Consider the following 17,456-nt stretch of genomic DNA (forward strand, 5'->3'; position numbering starts at 1 on the left):
CCCGGCAGTTGCGCTGGGAGCGTCCCACGATCGTGGCGCGCGTGAATAGGGCGCTCGCCGCGGCGGGCATGCCGCGAAACTACGGTTGTTGACGGAAATCGGGCGAATTGGCGCAACAACCGTAGTCTCGGCGAGCGCTAGACGGACTTGAGTCGCTTCTTTTCTGCCTCGACGTCGAAATCGGGTGGCGGCCAGGACAAGTCGAGCTTCTTCAAGGCCTCGATCAGAAGCTCGGTGATCGCCAGTCGCGAGTACCACTTGCGGTCGCAGGGGATCACGTGCCAGGGCGCGTACTCCGTCGACGTCCGATCCAGCACGGCCTGGTAGGCCTGCTCGTACTTGGGCCACAGTTCGCGCTCGTCGAGGTCGGTGGGGTTGTACTTCCAGTACTTGTCGGGCCGTTTCAACCGTTTGGCAAGGCGTTCCTTCTGCTCGTCGAGGGAGACGAACATCGCGGCCTTGACGATGGTCGTCCCACTGTCGACAAGTTCCTTCTCGAACGCGTTGATCTCGTCGTAGCGGGCACCCCACACGTCCGGCGGGACCAGGTCGTGCACCCGCACCACGAGTACGTCCTCGTAGTGCGACCGGTCGAACACCCCGATGTGGCCCGCGGTCGGCAGTGCGTTGCGGATCCGCCACAGGTAGTCATGCGCCAACTCCTCGGCTGTCGGCTTGCCGAAGCTCACATATTCGATGGCTTGCGGATTACCAGCTCCGACAACGTGTTTGACGATTCCGCCCTTGCCTGCGGTGTCCATGCCCTGCAGTACCAGCAGGACCTTGCGGGTGTCGCCGGACCGACTGTTGGCGTACAGCATCTCCTGCAGCTCGGCGAACCGTGCGTTGCGTTCTTCCTGCAGATCGGGGGCGTCCTTCTTGTCGCCCTTGAACCCCGGGGAGGCATGCGCGTCGATGTCGGCGACGCGGTCGCCGGCCGTGAACTCGAGGTGGACGTGCGGTTCGTGCGTCCACAGCGACGGAAGGTCGGAGTCGGTCATCCGCCTAGTCAAGCAGTTGCGTAGGCAGGTCAGGCGAAGGATGCGGTAGCGAGTTGAACTTCTCCAGCGAGCCGTTCACTTCGACGATGCCGCGCAACGCGCTCCACGACAGCATCGTGAGGTAGTCGATCAACTCGTCGGCGGTCATCCGCGGATGCGACATCCACGAGTGGGTGGCCAACTGCACGCCGCCGACGATCATGAACGCCCACGGTTGGGCGCCGCGGGTATCCATGCGCGCCACCGCCATCCGCCTGCGGAGCATTACGCCGAGCATGCGCGCGATGATCTGCTCGGAGTCCGCCACCGCCTTGCTCTTGCTCGCCGAGCTGTTCGCCATCACGAACGGGTAGATCTCCGGCTCGGCGGCGACGGTGTGGACGTACACGCGGATGATCTCGCGGGTCAGGTCGTACCCGTCGAGATTCGAGGACAGCGCGGCTGCCATGTTGGGGATCAGGGTGGTCTGCGCGAACCGCATCATCACTGCGGTGGTCAGATCGTTCTTGTCGACGAAGTAGCGGTACAGCACCGTCTTGGATACGCCGATCTCGGCAGCGATCTCGTCCATGCTCACATTGCTGCCGCGTCGCCGGATGGCGTCCAGCGTGCCGTCGACCAATTCGTTGCGTCGGTCGACTTTGTGCTGGTGCCAGCGCCGTTTGCGCCCGTCCGTCTTCACCGGGCCGTCCGGGGTTTGCTGTGCCACTTCCGCCGTTTTCCGTTCCTTCGTCCCCGTAGATGATACGGGGAATGTCGTCGGTTGCCTCGGTGGGACGGGTTGCCGGTGGAGTCATGCAGGATGATGGAGCAGTGGTGCATACAACCAGCTCCGGCCAGCGGGCGAGCTTTGCGGAATCGATTGCCGGTGTGGACTCCGCTGCAGATGCCGAGCGGCGTCGCGGGCTACGCAACATGAAGGTCGTCGCGCTGAGTTTCCTCGTCGGCGCGACAGTGATCTTCCTGGTGTCCACCTGGGCGCAGTCGCAGGGCGCCCCGGGCTGGGTCGGCTACGTTCGAGCGGCCGCCGAGGCAGGCATGGTCGGCGCGTTGGCCGACTGGTTCGCCGTCACGGCGTTGTTCAAGCATCCGCTGGGCATCCCCATCCCGCACACCGCGATCATCAAGCGCAAGAAGGATCAGCTCGGCGAGGGCCTTGGCACGTTCGTGCGGGAGAACTTCCTGTCTCCTGAAGTCGTCGAGACCAAGTTGCGCGAGGCGGAGGTCGCCGGCCGGATGGGCAAGTGGCTCTCCGACACCGGCCACGCCGAACGGGTGGCCGCCGAAACCTCGACCGTGCTGCGGGTGCTGGTCGAGATGCTTCGCGACGAGGACGTCCAGCAGGTCCTCGACCGGATGATCGTCAAGCGCATCGGCCAACCGCAGTGGGGGCCACCCGTGGGCCGGGTGCTGTCGAGCATGCTGGAGGAACACCGTCAGGAGGCGCTGCTACAGCTGTTGGCCGATCGGGCATTCGAGTGGTCGCTGGGCGCCGACGAGATCATCGAGCGCGTCATCGAGCGGGACTCCCCGACGTGGACGCCGCGGTGGGTCGACAGCCTGGTCGGGGACCGCATCCACCGGGAGTTGATGGACTTCACCGACAAGGTGCGGCGCAACCCCGATCACGAGCTGCGTCGGTCGGCGACGAAGTTCCTGTTCGAGTTCGCCGAGGACCTTCAGAACGACGAGGCGACGATCGCCCGCGCAGAGAAGGTCAAGGACCAGATCATGGCGCGGGACGAAGTGGCCAGGGCCGCGGAGACGGCGTGGACCACGGCCAAGCGCATCTTCATGGAATCCGTCGACGATCCCACCTCGACGCTTCGCACCCGGATCGCCGACTCGGTGGTGCACATCGGCGAGGCGCTACGGGACGACGCGAACCTGCGCGACAAGGTCGACAACTGGATCGTCCGCGCGGCTCAGCACCTTGTGACGCAGTATGGGACGGAGATCACAGCGATCATCACCGAGACCATCGAGCGGTGGGACGCCGACGAGGCGAGTCGCCGGATCGAGCTGCACGTAGGCCGTGACCTGCAGTTCATTCGAATCAACGGCACCGTCGTCGGTTCACTCGCAGGGTTGGTCATCTACTCGGTGGCCCAACTTCTCTTCTGACCAGTGGGCGAACTGCTAACAAACGCTTGCAATAGTTAGCACTCCGTCCTAAGGTGGTGTTCGAAGCAATTCGGATCCCAACGCAGAGGGGGGAGGAACATGCCGCAAGATGAGAATCTCGCCGCTGTCGTGTCCACCGCTGCGCAGGACATCGGAGGCTTCATCCGTAGCCAGCGCGAAGCCGCGCAGGTTTCGGTGCGGCAGTTGGCCGAGAAGGCCGGCGTCAGCAATCCCTACCTCAGCCAGATCGAGAGGGGATTGCGGAAGCCCTCCGCGGAGGTGCTCAACCAGATCGCCAAGGCGCTCAGGGTTTCCGCGGACGTGCTATACGTGAGAGCAGGACTTCTCGAACCCAGCGAGCCGAGCGAGGTCCGCGACGCGATCGTCATGGACACCGCGATCACCGAGCGGCAGAAGCAGGTGCTGCTCGACATCTACACCTCGTTCCGAAAGCAGAACGAAGCGATGGATGAGGAGCCAGCCACTGACTGACATCCGAACCACTGCTGATCAGCCACATCGAAAACGAAGTTCGAAGGGAATGAAGAACATGGCCGAGAAGAACCAGCCCACCGTTGAAGACCTGAAGGCCCCGCTGCTTGCCGCCGTCGGCGCCGCGGACCTCGCGCTCGCCACCGTGAACGAGATCGTCGCCAGCCTTCGCGAGCGTGCCGAAGAGGCCCGCACCGACGCGAGTGCTCGCGTCGAGGAGCGTCGCGCACAGCTCAACAAGCTGCAGGAAGAGCTGCCGACGCAGGTCACCGAGCTGCGCGAGAAGCTGAGCTCCGACGAGCTGCGCAAGGCCGCCGAAGGCTACGCCGAGGCTGCCACCGCTCAGTACAACAAGCTCGTCGAGCGTGGCGAGGCCGCGCTGGAGCGCATCCGTCAGCAGCCCGCGATCGAGGACGCCGCCAACCGCGTCGAGAGCGTGACCGACCAGGCCGTCGAGCTGACCCAGGACGCGCTGGGCACCGTGGCCACGCAGACCCGCGCCGTCGGTGAGCGTGCCGCCAAGCTGGTCGGCGTCGAGCTGCCCAAGAAGACCGAGCAGGCTGCCGCATCGGTGAAGAAGGCTGCGGCCAAGGCACCGGCCAAGAAGGCTCCGGCCAAGAAGGCTCCGGCCAAGAAGGCTCCGGTCAAGAAGGTGACGCAGAAGTAACGAAGCCGACCGCCTCCCAAGGCGAAGTCGACTGAGGGGACGTAACCCGCCTAGGCTTGAAGCGTGATGCTTCAGGACCTGGCGAGTTACGTCCTCTTCGCCATTCAGGTGGGCGTTCTGCTGATGGGGTTGTACGCGTTCGTCCACGCGGCGATCCAGCGCACCGACGCCTACCCCGCCGCCGGGAAGCTCAGCAAGCCGATCTGGCTGGCCATCCTCGGCGGCACAAGCCTGGTGGGTGTGTTCCTCCCGCCGCCGGTCGGCTCGGCCATCGCCGCGTGTGCGATCGGCATCTACCTCGTCGACGTCCGGCCCAAGATCCTCGAAGTCCAGGGAAAGTCGCGATAGCCCGCATGCGTCTCTTCCTCGCTGCCGTCTCGTCGGCCCTGCTCTTGGCGGGCGTGTTTCCTACGGCAGGCATCGCCACCGCCGACCCCGCGGCAAGTCCCCCCTTCGTCGATCACATGGAGTGGGCGCACTGGGGAGACCTGTCCAGCCTCCGCGTCTATCCGACCCCGGCGGGGCGGGCCGCCGCACACCAGGTGCACAACGCCACCCAGGGCGACGAGGCGTGGGCCGAGGTGCTCGCGCTGTCGCCCGACGCCGACATTCCCGGCATGCAAGCGCAATTCATGTGCCATTGGACGTTCGCCGAATTCGCCCGGCCGGGCAAGACCAGCTGGAATCTGGAGCCGTGGCGGCCCGTGGTCGACTACGACACGATGGTCGGCACGGGTTGCAACCCCGGCGGCACGGAGGAGCCGTTCTGATGACGGGCCGGAGTGCAGGAGCGGAGCGACCCGGGAGTGGGATTCGGGTCTGGACCAGGGACATCGTGGCCCCGATGGTCGACCACACCCTTCTCAAGCCCGAGGCCACCGACGTCGACGTGGCCTTCCTGTTGGAGGAGGCGGCGGATCTCGGGGTGTACGCGGCGTGTGTGTCGCCGTCGATGGTGGCCGCGGCCAGGCGGGCTCAGTCCGTCGGCACGCTGATCGCGGCGGTCGCCGGATTCCCTTCTGGCAAGCACCTTTCGGAGATCAAGGCGCAGGAGGCCGCGCTCGCCGTCGCAGCGGGCGCCGACGAGGTCGACATGGTGATCGACGTCGGCGCAGCGATCCGCGGTGACGTCGCTGCCGTCCGCGCCGACATCGACGCGGTCCGTGCGGCCGTCCCGGACGCCGTGCTGAAGGTCATCGTGGAGTCGGCGGCGCTGCTGGACCTCGCCGGCGAGCAGACGTTGATCGACGTCTGCCGGGCGGCAGCCGAGGCCGAAGCCGAGTTCGTCAAGACGTCGACGGGCTTTCACCCCGCGGGCGGAGCTTCGGTCCGCGCCGTCGAGATCATGGTCGCCACCGTCGGCGGAGGCGTAGAAGTCAAGGCGAGCGGCGGCATTCGCACCGCTGCCGACGCCATCGCGATGCTGGATGCGGGTGCCACCCGGTTGGGTCTGTCAGGTACGCGAGCGGTGCTCGACGGACTGGGTTCCTAGAGGCCAGCGAAGCAGGGATCCTGGCCACCGGCGGGCATCGAGGCGTTCTGCGTCGAGAACTTGCTGATCACGCCCGTGTCGGTGACCTCGATGCTGTCTGCGTGGATGCCCAGCGGATAGTTCTTGGTCAACTGCGAACTGAACGCGTCGAGTGCCGGTTGCACGGTCTCCCGCGGCAGGGTGAAGCCGAGGCCGGTGAGCTGCTGCACCTGGAGTGAGACGCCGTTGTCGACGACCTCCGGCTTGGCGATGATGCTGCCGAGCGCGCCCTGCAACTCGACCGTGCCGTCCGAGGGGTTCGTCTTGACCCCGCTGACGAAGCTGCCGACGATGGGAACCGCGTCCTGGATGGTCTGCCTGATGCCCTCGGTGCTCCACGAGATCGTGGCGTTGAGTGCGCCGATCGTGCCCGTCGACGTGCCGTTGTTCTGCAGGCGGACGTCGTCGATGTTGATCTCGGCCTTCATGCCCTTGATGTCGCGGATCTGGTTGCCCGCGGTGGTGACCGAGATGTTGTCGTAGTGCTTGTTCATGTGCTGCCACAGTAACGGGGGGAGCGCGCCGAACGAGACCGTCGCGTCGTCCTGGACGACGCAACTGACCGCTGCGGCCACCACCTGGTCGCCTCGGTGGCGGGCGTAGATCTCGCCGCCGATCAAGCCCGCGGCGCCGAGGGCGAACACGATGACGACGACGAGCACGATCGACAGCGGATCGCGGATGAGGCGGGCGAACTTGCCCGACGGCTCCGTCGAGTCTGCGGACGGTCCGCTCGGAGGTAGACCCTGAGGTGGATACCCCTGTGGCTGAGGTCCCTGCGGAGGTCCGGCGTACTGCGGCGCCGCAGGGTTGCCTGGCTGGGTCTGATACGGCTGCGGCGGCTGTTGGGCGGGGCGTGCCCAGGGATCGGAGGGGTCGGTCACGAATGAGATTGTGCCCTATCGGAATGAGCGAACCCGGCGCGGTTCCGTAGCACCGCGATGGTGTCACGGGCCTTCTCGACGGGATCGAGGTCGACGTCGACGATCAGGAGCTGCGGATCCGCCCCCGCAACGGCCACCGGGTCACCGGTGGGGGAGCAGACGAGGCTGCCGCCGACGCCGGTCGGACCGACGGTGGCGATCTCGTCGCCCGGGTAGGCCTGGTCGACGGCCGCGACGACGCTGGTGGCATCGAGTGCGCGGGCCCGTGCCAGCAGCGTCCACTGCTCGAGCTTGCTTGGGCCCGACCCCCACGACGCGTGCACCGTGATGATCTGGGCACCGCGCTGGGCGAGCTCGACGAAGAGTTCGGGGAACCGGATGTCGTAGCAGGTGGTCAGGCCCACACCGACGCCGTCGACGGTGATCATCACGGGCTCGAAACCTGGTGCTACCGTGCGTGATTCGGTGAATCCGAATGCGTCGTAGAGGTGGATCTTGTGGTAATGCGCGTCGATGCCCCGGCCCGCGGCCACCAGGGTGTTGGTGACGCGTCCGTCGCCACTGGGGCAGAACATGCCCGCCACGACGACGATGCCGGACCGCTCGGCGATCGCCCGGACTCCCGATGCCCACGGGCCGTCGAGCGGTTCGGCGATGAGTTTCAACGGCACCCCGAAACGGCACATCGTGGCCTCGGGGAACAGCACCGCGCGTGCGCCCGAATCGGCGGCGCGCCGACTGTAGTCCTCGACGAGAGCGAGGTTGACCGACGGATCGGTGCCGCTCTGTACTTGCGCCAGGGCAATACGCATTCCCAGAGCTTAGTGCGGGGCGACCGCCCACCACGGGACGGAGAGGACGCCATCGCGGAGGCGACGTCGCGGAGGTTCGACGGGATGGCCGTCGGCCGCCAGCGACTCCAACATCGCCCGCCACCGCACCCGCGGTCCGAAGACGCCATGCCCCGCCGCCGCGGCCCACGCGCGGTCGGCCGCCGTCAGCAGGCGGTGGATCGGTTGACCGGGCACGTTGTGGTGGATCAGCACCTTGGGCAGCCGTTCGGCGAGGTCCGACGGCTTGTCGATCGCGAACGGATCGCATGCCAGCGTGAGGCTCAACGGGCCCGATGCGTCCAGTAGCACCCAGCAGCAGCGTCGGCCGAGCTCGTCGCAGGTGCCGTCGACGATCAGCCCGCCGGGCGCCAGCCGCGTCCTCATCTGCGTCCACGCGGCCGCCACGTCGTCGACGTCATACTGGCGCAGCACGTTGAACGCGCGCACCAGAACTGGTTGCAGCCCAGCCAGTTCGAAACCGCCGAGCCCAAATTCGACGTCGTCCGGCTCGATGCCCTCGATGGCGGCGCGTGCCGCGCGCACGCGCTCCGGATGGATTTCCAGTCCGACCACCCGCACGTCGGGCCGCACCGCCCGCAGGCGGGCCGCCAGCTCCAGGGTCGTGACGGGCAGCGCGCCGTACCCCAGATCGACCACCAGCGGCTCGGCGGCCGAGAGCAGTGCGGCCCGCACCCGCGGTGCGTGCACCAGCCAGCGATCACTGCGGCGCAACCGGTTGTAGCCGGTCGTGCCCCGGGTCAACTGCCCCGAGGGGAGCGCTCATGGCCAGGGATTTTAGTGACTGTTTAGACGTTTTCCCTGATCCACGCCGTGGTGAAGTGCTGTTCGGCGATCAGGAGCTCCACCAACTGGTTGCCGACGAAGGTCTCCACCTTGCCGCCGACGAGCGGAATGCGGACCTCGACGGTGGCCCTGAACTCCAGCCGTGACCCGTTGTCTGCGGGCGTGAGCACCGCGGAACCGGACAGGGTCGCAGGTGCTCGGGGGATCGAGCCCCTCACGACGGCGGTGGCACACCCGCCCACGAGCGGGGTCCACGTCTCCTCGCGCACGAAACTCAGGTCTCCGCGGTGGAACTGAGTGACGACGCCGGGCAATCTGTCGGCTCGCAGAGTCTGGGTGGTGATGACGTCGATCCCGCCGGCGGCATTCGACGTGATCGAATCCAAGGTCGTCTCGTCGGCGCCGGACCGGGTCAGTCGTTCGAGCCAGTAACGCTCGTCGCCGAAGGCGCGGTGGATCTGTTCGACGGTGCCGTCGTACTCGGCTGCCATGTCGAAGGAACGCGGCATAGCCGTCCACGCTACCGTTACCGCCCGTGGTCAGTTCGGATATCGGAGGCGTTGCGGTCGAGGCGTCCGTGCCGGTCGCACCCCTGACCACGCTGAGGATCGGCCCCGTCGCGCGCCGGCTCATCACGTGTGACACCACCGAGAAGGTCGTGGACGTCCTGCGCGAACTGCCCGCCGACGATCCCGCCGAACGCACGCTGGTACTGGCCGGGGGGTCCAACGTCGTCATCGCCGACGACCTCCCCGACCTGACCGTCGTGCGCCTGGCCAACACCGAGATCACGGTTTACGGCGACGTCGTCCGCGCCGAGGCGGGCGCATCGTGGGACGACGTGGTCGTCACGTCGTTGGCGCACGGGCTGGGCGGACTGGAGTGCCTGTCGGGGATTCCGGGCTCGGCGGGGGCTACGCCGGTCCAGAACGTCGGCGCCTACGGCGTCGAGGTGGCGGACGTCATCAGCCGGGTTCGCCTGCTGGACCGTCGCACCGGCGACGTGCAGTGGGTGGAGCCGGAGGCGCTGCGCTTCGGCTACCGCACCAGCATCTTGAAGAACTCGTCGCGTGCCGTCGTGCTCGAGGTCGAGTTCGCGCTGGACGCCGGGGATCGCAGCGCGCCCCTGCGGTATGGAGAGTTGGCGAATGCCCTTGGCGTCGAACCCGATTCGCGCGCGGAGCCGACGCGCGTACGCGAGGAGGTGCTGGCGCTGCGGGCCCGCAAGGGTATGGTGCTCGCCGAAGGCGACCCGGACACCTGGAGCGTGGGCTCGTTCTTCACCAACCCGGTCGTCTCTCCCGCTGACTTCGCTCGGCTGAAGGCGGAGGTCGACGGCGCCGTGCCGAACTACCCCGCGCCGGACGGGGTCAAGCTGGCGGCCGGTTGGCTGGTGGAGCGCGCCGGATTTGGCAAGGGCTACCCCGGCGAGGCTGCAGCTGCCCGATTGTCGACGAAGCATGCGCTGGCCCTCACCAACCGCGGCTCGGCCACCACGGCGGAGCTGTTGACGCTGGCCAGGGCGATTCGCGACGGTGTCCGGGGCGCTTTCGGGATAGAGCTCACACCCGAACCGATTCTGGTTGGCTGCGCACTCTAGGTACCGTGTGTAGACGTGACCATCAATCGGCGCCAAGCGCTCACCGCATTTGCCGTGGGCGCCTCCGGTGTGCTTGCTGCGTGCAGCGGGAGGTCGTCGATCACGCAACCCGATGCCACGCAGGCGCCCGCCAAGGCCGAGATCGCGTACAAACCGGCCAAGGACGCCTCGGACGTCGTTCCCACCGACCCCATCGGCGTCGAGGTCAGCAACGGCTGGTTGCAGCGCGTCGCGCTGACCAATCCCGAGGGCACCGCGGTGCCGGGCACCATGAATCCGGACCGCACCGCGTTCACCGTCACCGAGCCACTCGGCTACGGCGTGGAGTACACCTGGGGCGGTTCGGCGGTGGGTCGCGACGGCAAGGCGACCCCGTTGACCGGCTCCTTCTCGACCGTCATGCCGCAGATCCAGGTGAACGGTCAGTTCCAGCTCGCCGACGGCCAGGTCGTCGGCGTCGCGGCGCCCGTCATCATGCAGTTCGACGCCTCGATCGGCGACGACGCGAAGGCAGCGGTGGAGCGGGCCTTGGTCGTGACCACCACCCCGCCCGTCGAGGGCAGCTGGGCCTGGTTGCCCGACGAGGTCGGTGGCTCACGGCTGCACTGGCGCACCCGCGACTACTACCCGCCGGGCACCAAGGTCCACGTCGCGGCCAACCTCTACGGCGTTCCGCTCGGTGAGGGGGCGTTCGGCGCTCAGGACTCGACGCTCGACTTCGAGATCGGACGGCGACAGGTGGTCAAGGCCGAGGCGTCGTCACACCAGATCGAGGTAATCACCGATGCCGGCGTGATCATGACCCTGCCGTGCAGTTACGGCGAGGGGGATCTGCCGCGCAACGTCACCCGCAGCGGCATTCACGTCGTCACCGAGAAGTACGAAGACTTCTACATGTCCAATCCGGTGGCGGGCTATACCAACGCCCACGAGCGGTTCGCCGTCCGGATCTCCAACAACGGCGAGTTCATCCACGCCAACCCGAGCACCACCGGCGTGCAGGGCAGCAGCAACGTCACCAATGGCTGCATCAACCTCTCGACGGACAACGCGCAGCAGTACTTCAACGCCGCGGTGTACGGCGACCCGGTCGAGGTGACCGGCACGTCGATCGAGCTGTCCTACGCCGACGGCGACATCTGGGACTGGGCCGTCGGTTGGGACGAGTGGAAGTCCATGTCGGCGCTCAACGACGACACGCCGCCGTCGAACGTTCCCAGCAGCGCCCCCGCCACGCCCACCGACGCGCCGACCCTCTCGGGCACCCCGACGACGACCCCGCCGATGACGGTCACTCCGGGCGGGTGACCATCTCCGTGGTCACCTTTCGAGTTGCTGAAGCCTGATCGCGCGGCCGGATGACGATCTGGTCCAGGTTGACGTGCGACGGCCGCGAGGCCACGAAGCCGACCACCTCGGCGACGTCCGCGGCGACCAGTGGCGTCATCCCGTGATACACCGCGTCCGCGCGGGCCTGGTCACCGCCGAACCGGACGACCGAGAACTCGGTTTCCACCATCCCCGGCGCAACCTCGGTGAGTCGCACCGGCTTTCCCAACAGCTCGCCGCGCAACGTCTGGTGCAGTGCGGCCTGCGCGTGCTTCGCCGAGGTGTAGCCGGCGCCGCCGTCGTAGATCTCGAACGCGGCGATCGAGGTCACCGTGACGACCAGCCCGTCGCCGGAGGCGATCAGCTTCGGCAACAGGGCGCGGGTGACGCGCAGGGTGCCCAGCACGTTGGTCTCCCACATCCAGCGCCAGTCGTCGAGGTCGGCTTCGGCGACGGGTTGCACGCCCTTCGCACCGCCCGCGTTGTTCACCAGCACGTCGACGCGCTCTAGGCTGGCTGCCAACGCGTCGACCTGGGCGCCGTCAGTGACGTCCGCCACAACGGCGGTGCCATCGATCTCGTCGGCGAGCGCTTTGATGCGGTCCTCGCGGCGGGCCACGCAGGCTACGTGAAAGCCAAGTCCGGCAAGGGTTTTCGCAGTTGCCTCGCCTATTCCCGAGCTGGCGCCGGTGACCACCGCGACGGGCCGAGTGGATTCGAGTGACGTCATTCGTCCAACTTTAGTTGGCGTGCTACGTTCTCAGCGTGCCCACCAGTCAGGTTTCCCGCATCGCCTCGTCGCGTGCGTGTTGTTGTTGTCGCGCTCGTCGCCGCGCCTGACTGAACCCGGACGTATCCGTCCCGCTGAGTCGCCAGGTGTGGCCCCAACCCACCAGCCGACTTCAACGAAGGACACCTCCCGTGAGCACCACCAGCGCCATTCGCAAGACCCCCTCCGCCATCTCCACCGCCCACGCCAAGCGTGCGTTGCTCGCCCGTCACCACATCGTGGCCCCGTCGCTGCGGGTCGCCGAGGCGGCCGCGGCGTCGGTGTTCGGGGCTGCCCGGTTGCGCGGCCCGATCGCCCGCGACGTCATCGCCCAGACCACCGGCCTCAGCATCGCCACGGTGAACCGCCAGGTCACCGCCTTGCTCGACGCGGGCGTCCTGCGGGAGCGGGCCGACCTCGCCGTCTCCGGCGCCATCGGACGGCCGCGGGTCCCGGTCGAGGTCAACCACGAGCCGTTCCTCACTCTCGGCATCCACATCGGCGCCCGCACCACCAGCATCGTGGCGACCGACCTGTTCGGTCGCACTCTGGACGTGGTCGAGACGCCGACTCCGCGCGGTGCGCAGAACTCGGCGCTCGCGGCACTCGCCGGCAGCGCGCGCCGCTACCTGAGTCGTTGGCATCGGCGCAGGCCGCTGTGGGTGGGCGTGGCCGCCGGCGGTGTCGTGGACAGTGCCACCGGGCACCTCGACCACGCCCGGCTCGGCTGGTCGAACGCTCCGGTGGGGCCGGTCGTCGCCGATACGCTCGGGTTGCCGGTGTCGCTGGCGTCACACGTCGACGCGATGGCCGGGGCCGAGCTACTGCTCGGCGCGCGCCGACTCAGCGCACCGAGGGCCACCAGCCTGTACGTCTACGCCCGTGAGACCGTCGGCTACGCACTCTCGATCGGCGGCAGGGTGCATTCGCCCACCAGCGGTCCCGGCACCATCGCAACACTGCCCGTCCAGTCCGAATTATTGGGTGGCACTGGACAATTGGAGTCGACGGTGAGCGACGAGGCGGTGCTCACCGCGGCGCGCAAGCTGCGGGTCGTCCCGGCGGACGGTCCGTCGTCGACCATCGCGGGCGTTCTGCGTTCGGCGCGACAAGGCAACCAGCCGGCCATCGAACTGATCGGGGAACGCGCCAGGGTGCTCGGCGAGGCCGTGGCCTTGTTGCGCGACATGTTCAACCCCGACGACCTCGTCGTCGGCGGCCAGGCGTTCACCGAGTACCCGGAGGGGATGGCTCAGGTGGAGGCGGCGTATGTACGGCGGTCGGTGCTCGCACCGCGCGACATCCGGCTGACCTCGTTCGGCAACCGCGTGCAGGAAGCGGGCGCCGGGGTGGTGTCGCTCGGCGGGTTGTACGCCGATCCGATCGCCGCGATGCGGCGCGCGGTGCGGGACAAGACCGCCTGAGGCGGTCCGACCAGGGCAAGGGGAGCGCTGGGCGGGGCCGGTGTAAGTATTGGGTGTGCGCGTAGCCGTTTTGTCGGTCCATACCTCTCCCCTGGCCCAGCCCGGCACCGGCGACGCGGGCGGCATGAACGTCTACGTTCTGCAGAGCGCACTGGAACTGGCCCGGCGAGGCGTCGAGGTGGAGATCTTCACCAGGGCTACGACGTCAGCCGACGCTCCGGTGGTGCGGGTGGCGCCAGGAGTGCTGGTCCGCAACGTCGTGGCGGGCCCGTTCGAAGGCCTCGACAAGCACGACCTGCCCACGCAGCTGTGCGCCTTCACCGCGGGTGTCCTTCGCGCCGAGGCCACCCACGAACCGGGCTACTACGACATCGTGCATTCCCACTACTGGCTGTCGGGGCAGGTCGGCTGGCTGGCGCGCGACCGGTGGGCCGTGCCGCTGGTGAACACCGCCCACACGCTGGCTGCGGTGAAGAACGCCTCGCTGGCCATCGGCGATCAGCCGGAGCCGCCCCTGCGGGCCGTCGGTGAACAGCAGGTCGTCGACGAGGCCGACCGGTTGATCGCGAACACCGAATACGAAGCCCGGCAACTGGTTTCACTGCATCATGCAGATCCGGACCGCATCGACGTCGCCCACCCTGGAGTGGACCTCGCGACGTTCACGCCCGGCGACCGGATGAAGGCGCGGCGGGCACTTGGTCTGGCCGCCGACGAGAAGATGATCGCGTTCGTGGGCCGCATTCAGCCGCTCAAGGCGCCCGACGTCCTGCTGCGCGCAGCCGCCAAGCTGCCCGGGGTGCGTGTCGTGGTCGCCGGCGGGCCGTCAGGCTCGGGTCTGTCCAATCCGGACGGAATGGTTCGGCTGGCCGACGAGCTGGGTATCACCGATCGTGTGACCTTCCTCCCTCCCCAGACCCGGGACCAACTCGTCGGCCTGTACCGCGCCGCGGACATGGTGGCAGTGCCCAGCTACGCGGAATCCTTCGGGCTCGTCGCGGTCGAAGCCCAGGCGTGCGGCACGCCGGTCGTCGCCGCCGCGGTCGGCGGGCTTCCCGTCGCGGTGCGCGACGGCGTCAGCGGTGTGCTGGTCGAGGGCCACGACATCGACGACTGGGCAGCTGCCATGGGTGGGCTGTTCGATCTCGGGCCGCAGACCATGCGCGCATCCGCCGTCGAGCACGCTGCCACGTTCTCCTGGTCGCACACCGTGGACGCGCTTCTGGCCAGCTACGGGCGGGCGATCACCGACTATCAGGCCCGACATCAGCGCACCGAGGTTCCGTCGCGCCGCAATGGACGCCGCTTCTCGATCCGGCGGGGCGTGCGGGCATGAACGCCGCGCTCCAGGTCATCGAGGACACCCTCAAGGAGAGCCAACTCGAGTACGCCTTCCACGAGGGAGTGGACGGCGCACCGTCGGGAATCGTGGTGGAGGTGCCGGGCGAGCGGCGGCTGATCACGAATACGATCCTGACGGTCGGCACCCACTCGGTGCGCATCGAGGCGTTCGTGTGCCGCAAGCCCGACGAGGACTTCGAGAAGGTCTACCGCTACCTGCTGCGGCGCAACCGCCGGCTGTTCGGCGTCGCGTACACGCTCGACAACCTCGGTGACATCTACCTGGTCGGCCGCATTGCCTTGGAGTCCGTCACGCCGCACGTGATCGACGGCATCCTCGGCCAGGTGCTCCAAGCCGTCGAATCCGACTTCAACATGCTGCTGGAGTTGGGCTTCCACTCGTCGATCCAGAAGGAATGGGAGTGGCGGGTCAGGCGGGGTGAGTCACTGAAGAATCTCGAGGCCTTCGAGCACCTCATCGACGACGACGAGGATCAGGACGACACCTAGCGTCACGTGAGAGGATCGACGCCATGGCGACTCTGGTGCTTCTCCGTCACGGCGAGAGCGAATGGAACGCGCTCAACCTGTTCACGGGATGGGTGGACGTCAACCTCACCGACAAGGGTCGTGCCGAGGCGGTCAGGGGCGGCGAGCTGATGAAGGCCGAGGGCGTGTTGCCCGACGTGCTTTACACCTCGCTGTTGCGACGGGCCATCAACACCGCGAACCTGGCGCTCGACGCCGCTGATCGGCATTGGATTCCCGTCGTCAGGGACTGGCGACTCAACGAACGGCACTACGGAGCCCTGCAGGGTCTCGACAAGGCCGAGACCAAGGCCAAGTACGGCGAGGACCAGTTCATGGCGTGGCGTCGCAGCTACGACACGCCGCCCCCTCCGATCGAGAAGGGCAGCGAGTTCAGCCAGGACACCGATCCTCGCTATGCCGACATCGACGGCGGCCCGTTGACGGAATGCCTTGCCGACGTCGTGGCCCGGTTCGTCCCCTACTTCACCGACACGATCGTGCCCGACCTGTCGGCGGGGAAGACCGTGCTGGTCGCTGCACACGGCAACTCGCTGCGGGCGCTGGTCAAGTACCTGGACGGGATGTCCGACGAGGACGTCGTCGGCCTGAACATCCCCACGGGCATCCCGCTCGTCTACGAGCTGGACGAGGCCCTCAAGCCGACCATTGCCGGTGGCACCTATCTGGACCCGGACGCCGCCGCCGCTGGAGCGGCCGCCGTCGCAGCCCAGGGCGGCAAGTAGCCGACGGGGACCGTCGAGGCAAACAATGGGTGAACTCGAGTGAACGGGACCCGAACTCCTGTATTTGCCTCTGTGACTTGTCCCGATTTGGCCGCACGCTGCTGGGATGGCGTTCACCGAGTGCGTACGATCTTCGCGTGAGTGTGGTAGCGGCGCTGCTGTTGGTGGCAGTCGTTTCCCTTCTCGCGTTGGGGCTGGGCGTCGTGCTCGGACTGTCGCTGGCACCACGGATCGCCGAGCGCAGGCAGCGGAGGGCCGTCGATCAGGACGGCATCACCGTCTCTCAGATGTTGCAACACATCGTGTCGCTGTCGCCGGTGGGCACCGTGGTCGTCGACACCCACCGTGACGTCGTCTTCATGAACGAGCAGGCACGCGAGCTGGGCCTGGTCCACGACCGCCTGCTCGACGACCGGGCCTGGGCGGCCGCGCAGCGCACGCTGGCCACCGGCCTGGACGTCGACTTCGACCTCGCTCCCGTGCGGCGTCAAAATCCTGGGCGCTCTGGGATCTCCGTCGGCGGCCACGTTCGGCTTCTGAGTCAGGACGACCGTCGCTTCGCGGTGGTCTTCGTCGACGATCAGTCCGAGCACGCCAGGATGGAGGCCACCCGCAGGGACTTCGTGGCCAACGTCAGCCACGAGCTCAAGACGCCGGTCGGTGCGATGGGCGTGCTGGCCGAGGCGCTGCTGGCCTCGACCGACGACCCCGAGACCGTCGGCCGTTTCGCCGAGATGATGGTGACCGAATCGAACCGGCTCGCCAACATGGTCGGCGAACTCATCGAACTGTCCCGGCTGCAGGGCGCGGAGCCGCTTCCCGACCTGGAGGCCGTCGACGTCGACTCCGTGGTCGGGGAGGCGCTGTCGCGGTACAAGGTAGCCGCCGACAACGCCGAGATTGCGATCACCACGGACGCACCGACCGGCTACCGCGTGCTGGGTGACCAGCCGCTGCTGGTCACGGCGATCGCCAACCTGGTGTCCAACGCAATCGCTTACTCGCCCAAGGGTTCTCCGGTGTCGATCAGTCGGCGCAGGCGCGGTGACAACATCGAGATCGCGGTTACCGACCGCGGCATCGGCATCGCGCGCGACGACCAGGAGCGCGTGTTCGAACGATTCTTCCGCGTCGATACGGCGCGGTCCCGGGCCACTGGAGGCACCGGGCTCGGATTGGCCATCGTCAAACACGTCGCGGCCAATCACAACGGATCCATCCGGCTGTGGAGTCAACCCGGAACCGGCTCGACGTTCACGCTGTCGATCCCGGCCCACCCCGAACCCGACGACGAGTCGGATGAATGAGAGGACCAGTCATACCCATGACCAATGTGTTGATCGTGGAAGACGCCCCGGAAGGCGCGATGACGGAAGGCGCGAG

At 67.5% G+C, this 17,456-nt stretch carries 20 protein-coding genes; 13 read left to right on the forward strand and 7 right to left on the reverse strand.

Features of this window, described 5'->3' with window-relative positions; all coding sequences use genetic code 11:
- Nucleotides 1-137: 137 nt before the first annotated feature.
- Together VET27_RS03665 and VET27_RS03670 are read right to left on the reverse strand one after the other, a co-directional pair.
- Entirely contained in the window at nt 138-1,001 is an 864-nt protein-coding gene (locus VET27_RS03665; RefSeq protein ID WP_526515247.1) for a polyphosphate kinase 2 family protein, read from the reverse strand.
- Between the two features lie 4 nt (nt 1,002-1,005).
- Nucleotides 1,006-1,710 (reverse strand): TetR/AcrR family transcriptional regulator, encoded by a 705-nt coding sequence (locus VET27_RS03670; RefSeq protein ID WP_526515249.1) that lies wholly within the window; start codon nt 1,708-1,710, stop codon nt 1,006-1,008.
- Between the two features lie 86 nt (nt 1,711-1,796).
- Between VET27_RS03670 and VET27_RS03675 the strand changes: the two genes are divergently transcribed.
- From VET27_RS03675 to deoC, 6 genes are all read left to right on the forward strand, one after another.
- Nucleotides 1,797-3,125, forward strand: a complete 1,329-nt coding sequence (locus VET27_RS03675; RefSeq protein WP_526515251.1) for a DUF445 domain-containing protein — start codon at nt 1,797-1,799, stop codon at nt 3,123-3,125.
- 99 nt (nt 3,126-3,224) lie between these two features.
- The gene (locus VET27_RS03680; RefSeq protein WP_526515253.1) at nt 3,225-3,617 is read left to right on the forward strand and encodes a helix-turn-helix domain-containing protein; all 393 of its coding nucleotides are present in this window, start codon (nt 3,225-3,227) and stop codon (nt 3,615-3,617) included.
- A 58-nt stretch (nt 3,618-3,675) separates the two neighbouring features.
- Nucleotides 3,676-4,284 (forward strand): heparin-binding hemagglutinin, encoded by a 609-nt coding sequence (locus VET27_RS03685; protein ID WP_526515255.1) that lies wholly within the window; start codon nt 3,676-3,678, stop codon nt 4,282-4,284.
- Nucleotides 4,285-4,350: 66 nt separating this feature from the next.
- The gene (locus VET27_RS03690; protein ID WP_526515329.1) at nt 4,351-4,632 is read left to right on the forward strand and encodes a DUF2516 family protein; all 282 of its coding nucleotides are present in this window, start codon (nt 4,351-4,353) and stop codon (nt 4,630-4,632) included.
- A 5-nt stretch (nt 4,633-4,637) separates the two neighbouring features.
- Nucleotides 4,638-5,054: a DUF2599 domain-containing protein gene (locus tag VET27_RS03695; RefSeq protein WP_526515257.1), complete on the forward strand. Its 417-nt coding sequence runs from the start codon at nt 4,638-4,640 to the stop codon at nt 5,052-5,054.
- A gap of 74 nt (nt 5,055-5,128) precedes the next feature.
- Nucleotides 5,129-5,776, forward strand: a complete 648-nt coding sequence (gene deoC / locus VET27_RS03700) for a deoxyribose-phosphate aldolase (RefSeq protein WP_526515259.1) — start codon at nt 5,129-5,131, stop codon at nt 5,774-5,776.
- On the opposite strand, the gene VET27_RS03705 is transcribed toward deoC, so the two are convergent.
- Genes VET27_RS03705 through VET27_RS03720 form a run of 4 tightly spaced genes read right to left on the reverse strand, consistent with a single transcriptional unit; the run spans nt 5,773 to nt 8,845 of the window.
- Complete coding sequence (locus VET27_RS03705) at nt 5,773-6,699, reverse strand: LmeA family phospholipid-binding protein (protein WP_526515261.1); 927 nt, start codon at nt 6,697-6,699, stop codon at nt 5,773-5,775. The genes deoC and VET27_RS03705 overlap by 4 nt on opposite strands.
- A complete protein-coding gene (locus VET27_RS03710) occupies nt 6,696-7,511 on the reverse strand; it encodes a carbon-nitrogen hydrolase family protein (protein WP_526515263.1) in 816 nt (271 codons plus the stop codon). The genes VET27_RS03705 and VET27_RS03710 overlap by 4 nt, the downstream gene beginning before the upstream one ends.
- A 9-nt stretch (nt 7,512-7,520) precedes the next feature.
- Nucleotides 7,521-8,294 carry a class I SAM-dependent methyltransferase gene (locus VET27_RS03715; RefSeq protein ID WP_526515265.1) on the reverse strand — a complete coding sequence of 258 codons (774 nt, stop codon included), beginning with the start codon at nt 8,292-8,294 and terminating at the stop codon, nt 7,521-7,523.
- 44 nt (nt 8,295-8,338) lie between these two features.
- Nucleotides 8,339-8,845, reverse strand: a complete 507-nt coding sequence (locus VET27_RS03720) for a DUF2505 family protein (protein WP_526515267.1) — start codon at nt 8,843-8,845, stop codon at nt 8,339-8,341.
- Nucleotides 8,846-8,871: 26 nt separating this feature from the next.
- Between VET27_RS03720 and VET27_RS03725 the strand changes: the two genes are divergently transcribed.
- Nucleotides 8,872-9,936, forward strand: a complete 1,065-nt coding sequence (locus VET27_RS03725) for a UDP-N-acetylmuramate dehydrogenase (protein ID WP_526515269.1) — start codon at nt 8,872-8,874, stop codon at nt 9,934-9,936.
- Between the two features lie 21 nt (nt 9,937-9,957).
- Nucleotides 9,958-11,244 carry an Ig-like domain-containing protein gene (locus VET27_RS03730; protein WP_526515331.1) on the forward strand — a complete coding sequence of 429 codons (1,287 nt, stop codon included), beginning with the start codon at nt 9,958-9,960 and terminating at the stop codon, nt 11,242-11,244.
- Here the strand turns inward: VET27_RS03730 and VET27_RS03735 are convergent.
- A complete protein-coding gene (locus VET27_RS03735; RefSeq protein WP_526515271.1) occupies nt 11,228-11,995 on the reverse strand; it encodes an SDR family NAD(P)-dependent oxidoreductase in 768 nt (255 codons plus the stop codon). The two genes, VET27_RS03730 and VET27_RS03735, sit on opposite strands and share 17 nt — an antisense overlap.
- A 257-nt stretch (nt 11,996-12,252) precedes the next feature.
- Here VET27_RS03735 and VET27_RS03740 point away from each other — a divergent pair, with 257 nt between their 5' ends.
- The 5 genes from VET27_RS03740 (at nt 12,253) to VET27_RS03760 (ending at nt 17,380) form a co-directional block, all read left to right on the forward strand.
- A complete protein-coding gene (locus VET27_RS03740) occupies nt 12,253-13,458 on the forward strand; it encodes an ROK family protein (RefSeq protein WP_526515333.1) in 1,206 nt (401 codons plus the stop codon).
- 49 nt (nt 13,459-13,507) lie between these two features.
- Nucleotides 13,508-14,794, forward strand: coding sequence for a D-inositol-3-phosphate glycosyltransferase (gene mshA / locus VET27_RS03745; RefSeq protein ID WP_526515273.1), 1,287 nt, complete (start codon nt 13,508-13,510; stop codon nt 14,792-14,794).
- Complete coding sequence (locus VET27_RS03750; protein ID WP_526515275.1) at nt 14,791-15,309, forward strand: YbjN domain-containing protein; 519 nt, start codon at nt 14,791-14,793, stop codon at nt 15,307-15,309. The genes mshA and VET27_RS03750 overlap by 4 nt, the downstream gene beginning before the upstream one ends.
- A gap of 23 nt (nt 15,310-15,332) precedes the next feature.
- Nucleotides 15,333-16,073 (forward strand): phosphoglyceromutase, encoded by a 741-nt coding sequence (locus VET27_RS03755; protein WP_526515277.1) that lies wholly within the window; start codon nt 15,333-15,335, stop codon nt 16,071-16,073.
- Nucleotides 16,074-16,210: 137 nt separating this feature from the next.
- Nucleotides 16,211-17,380 (forward strand): sensor histidine kinase, encoded by a 1,170-nt coding sequence (locus tag VET27_RS03760; RefSeq protein ID WP_526515279.1) that lies wholly within the window; start codon nt 16,211-16,213, stop codon nt 17,378-17,380.
- Nucleotides 17,381-17,456: the final 76 nt, after the last annotated feature.

This window comes from Mycobacterium sp. (assembly GCF_035633495.1).
Taxonomy (GTDB): domain Bacteria; phylum Actinomycetota; class Actinomycetes; order Mycobacteriales; family Mycobacteriaceae; genus Mycobacterium.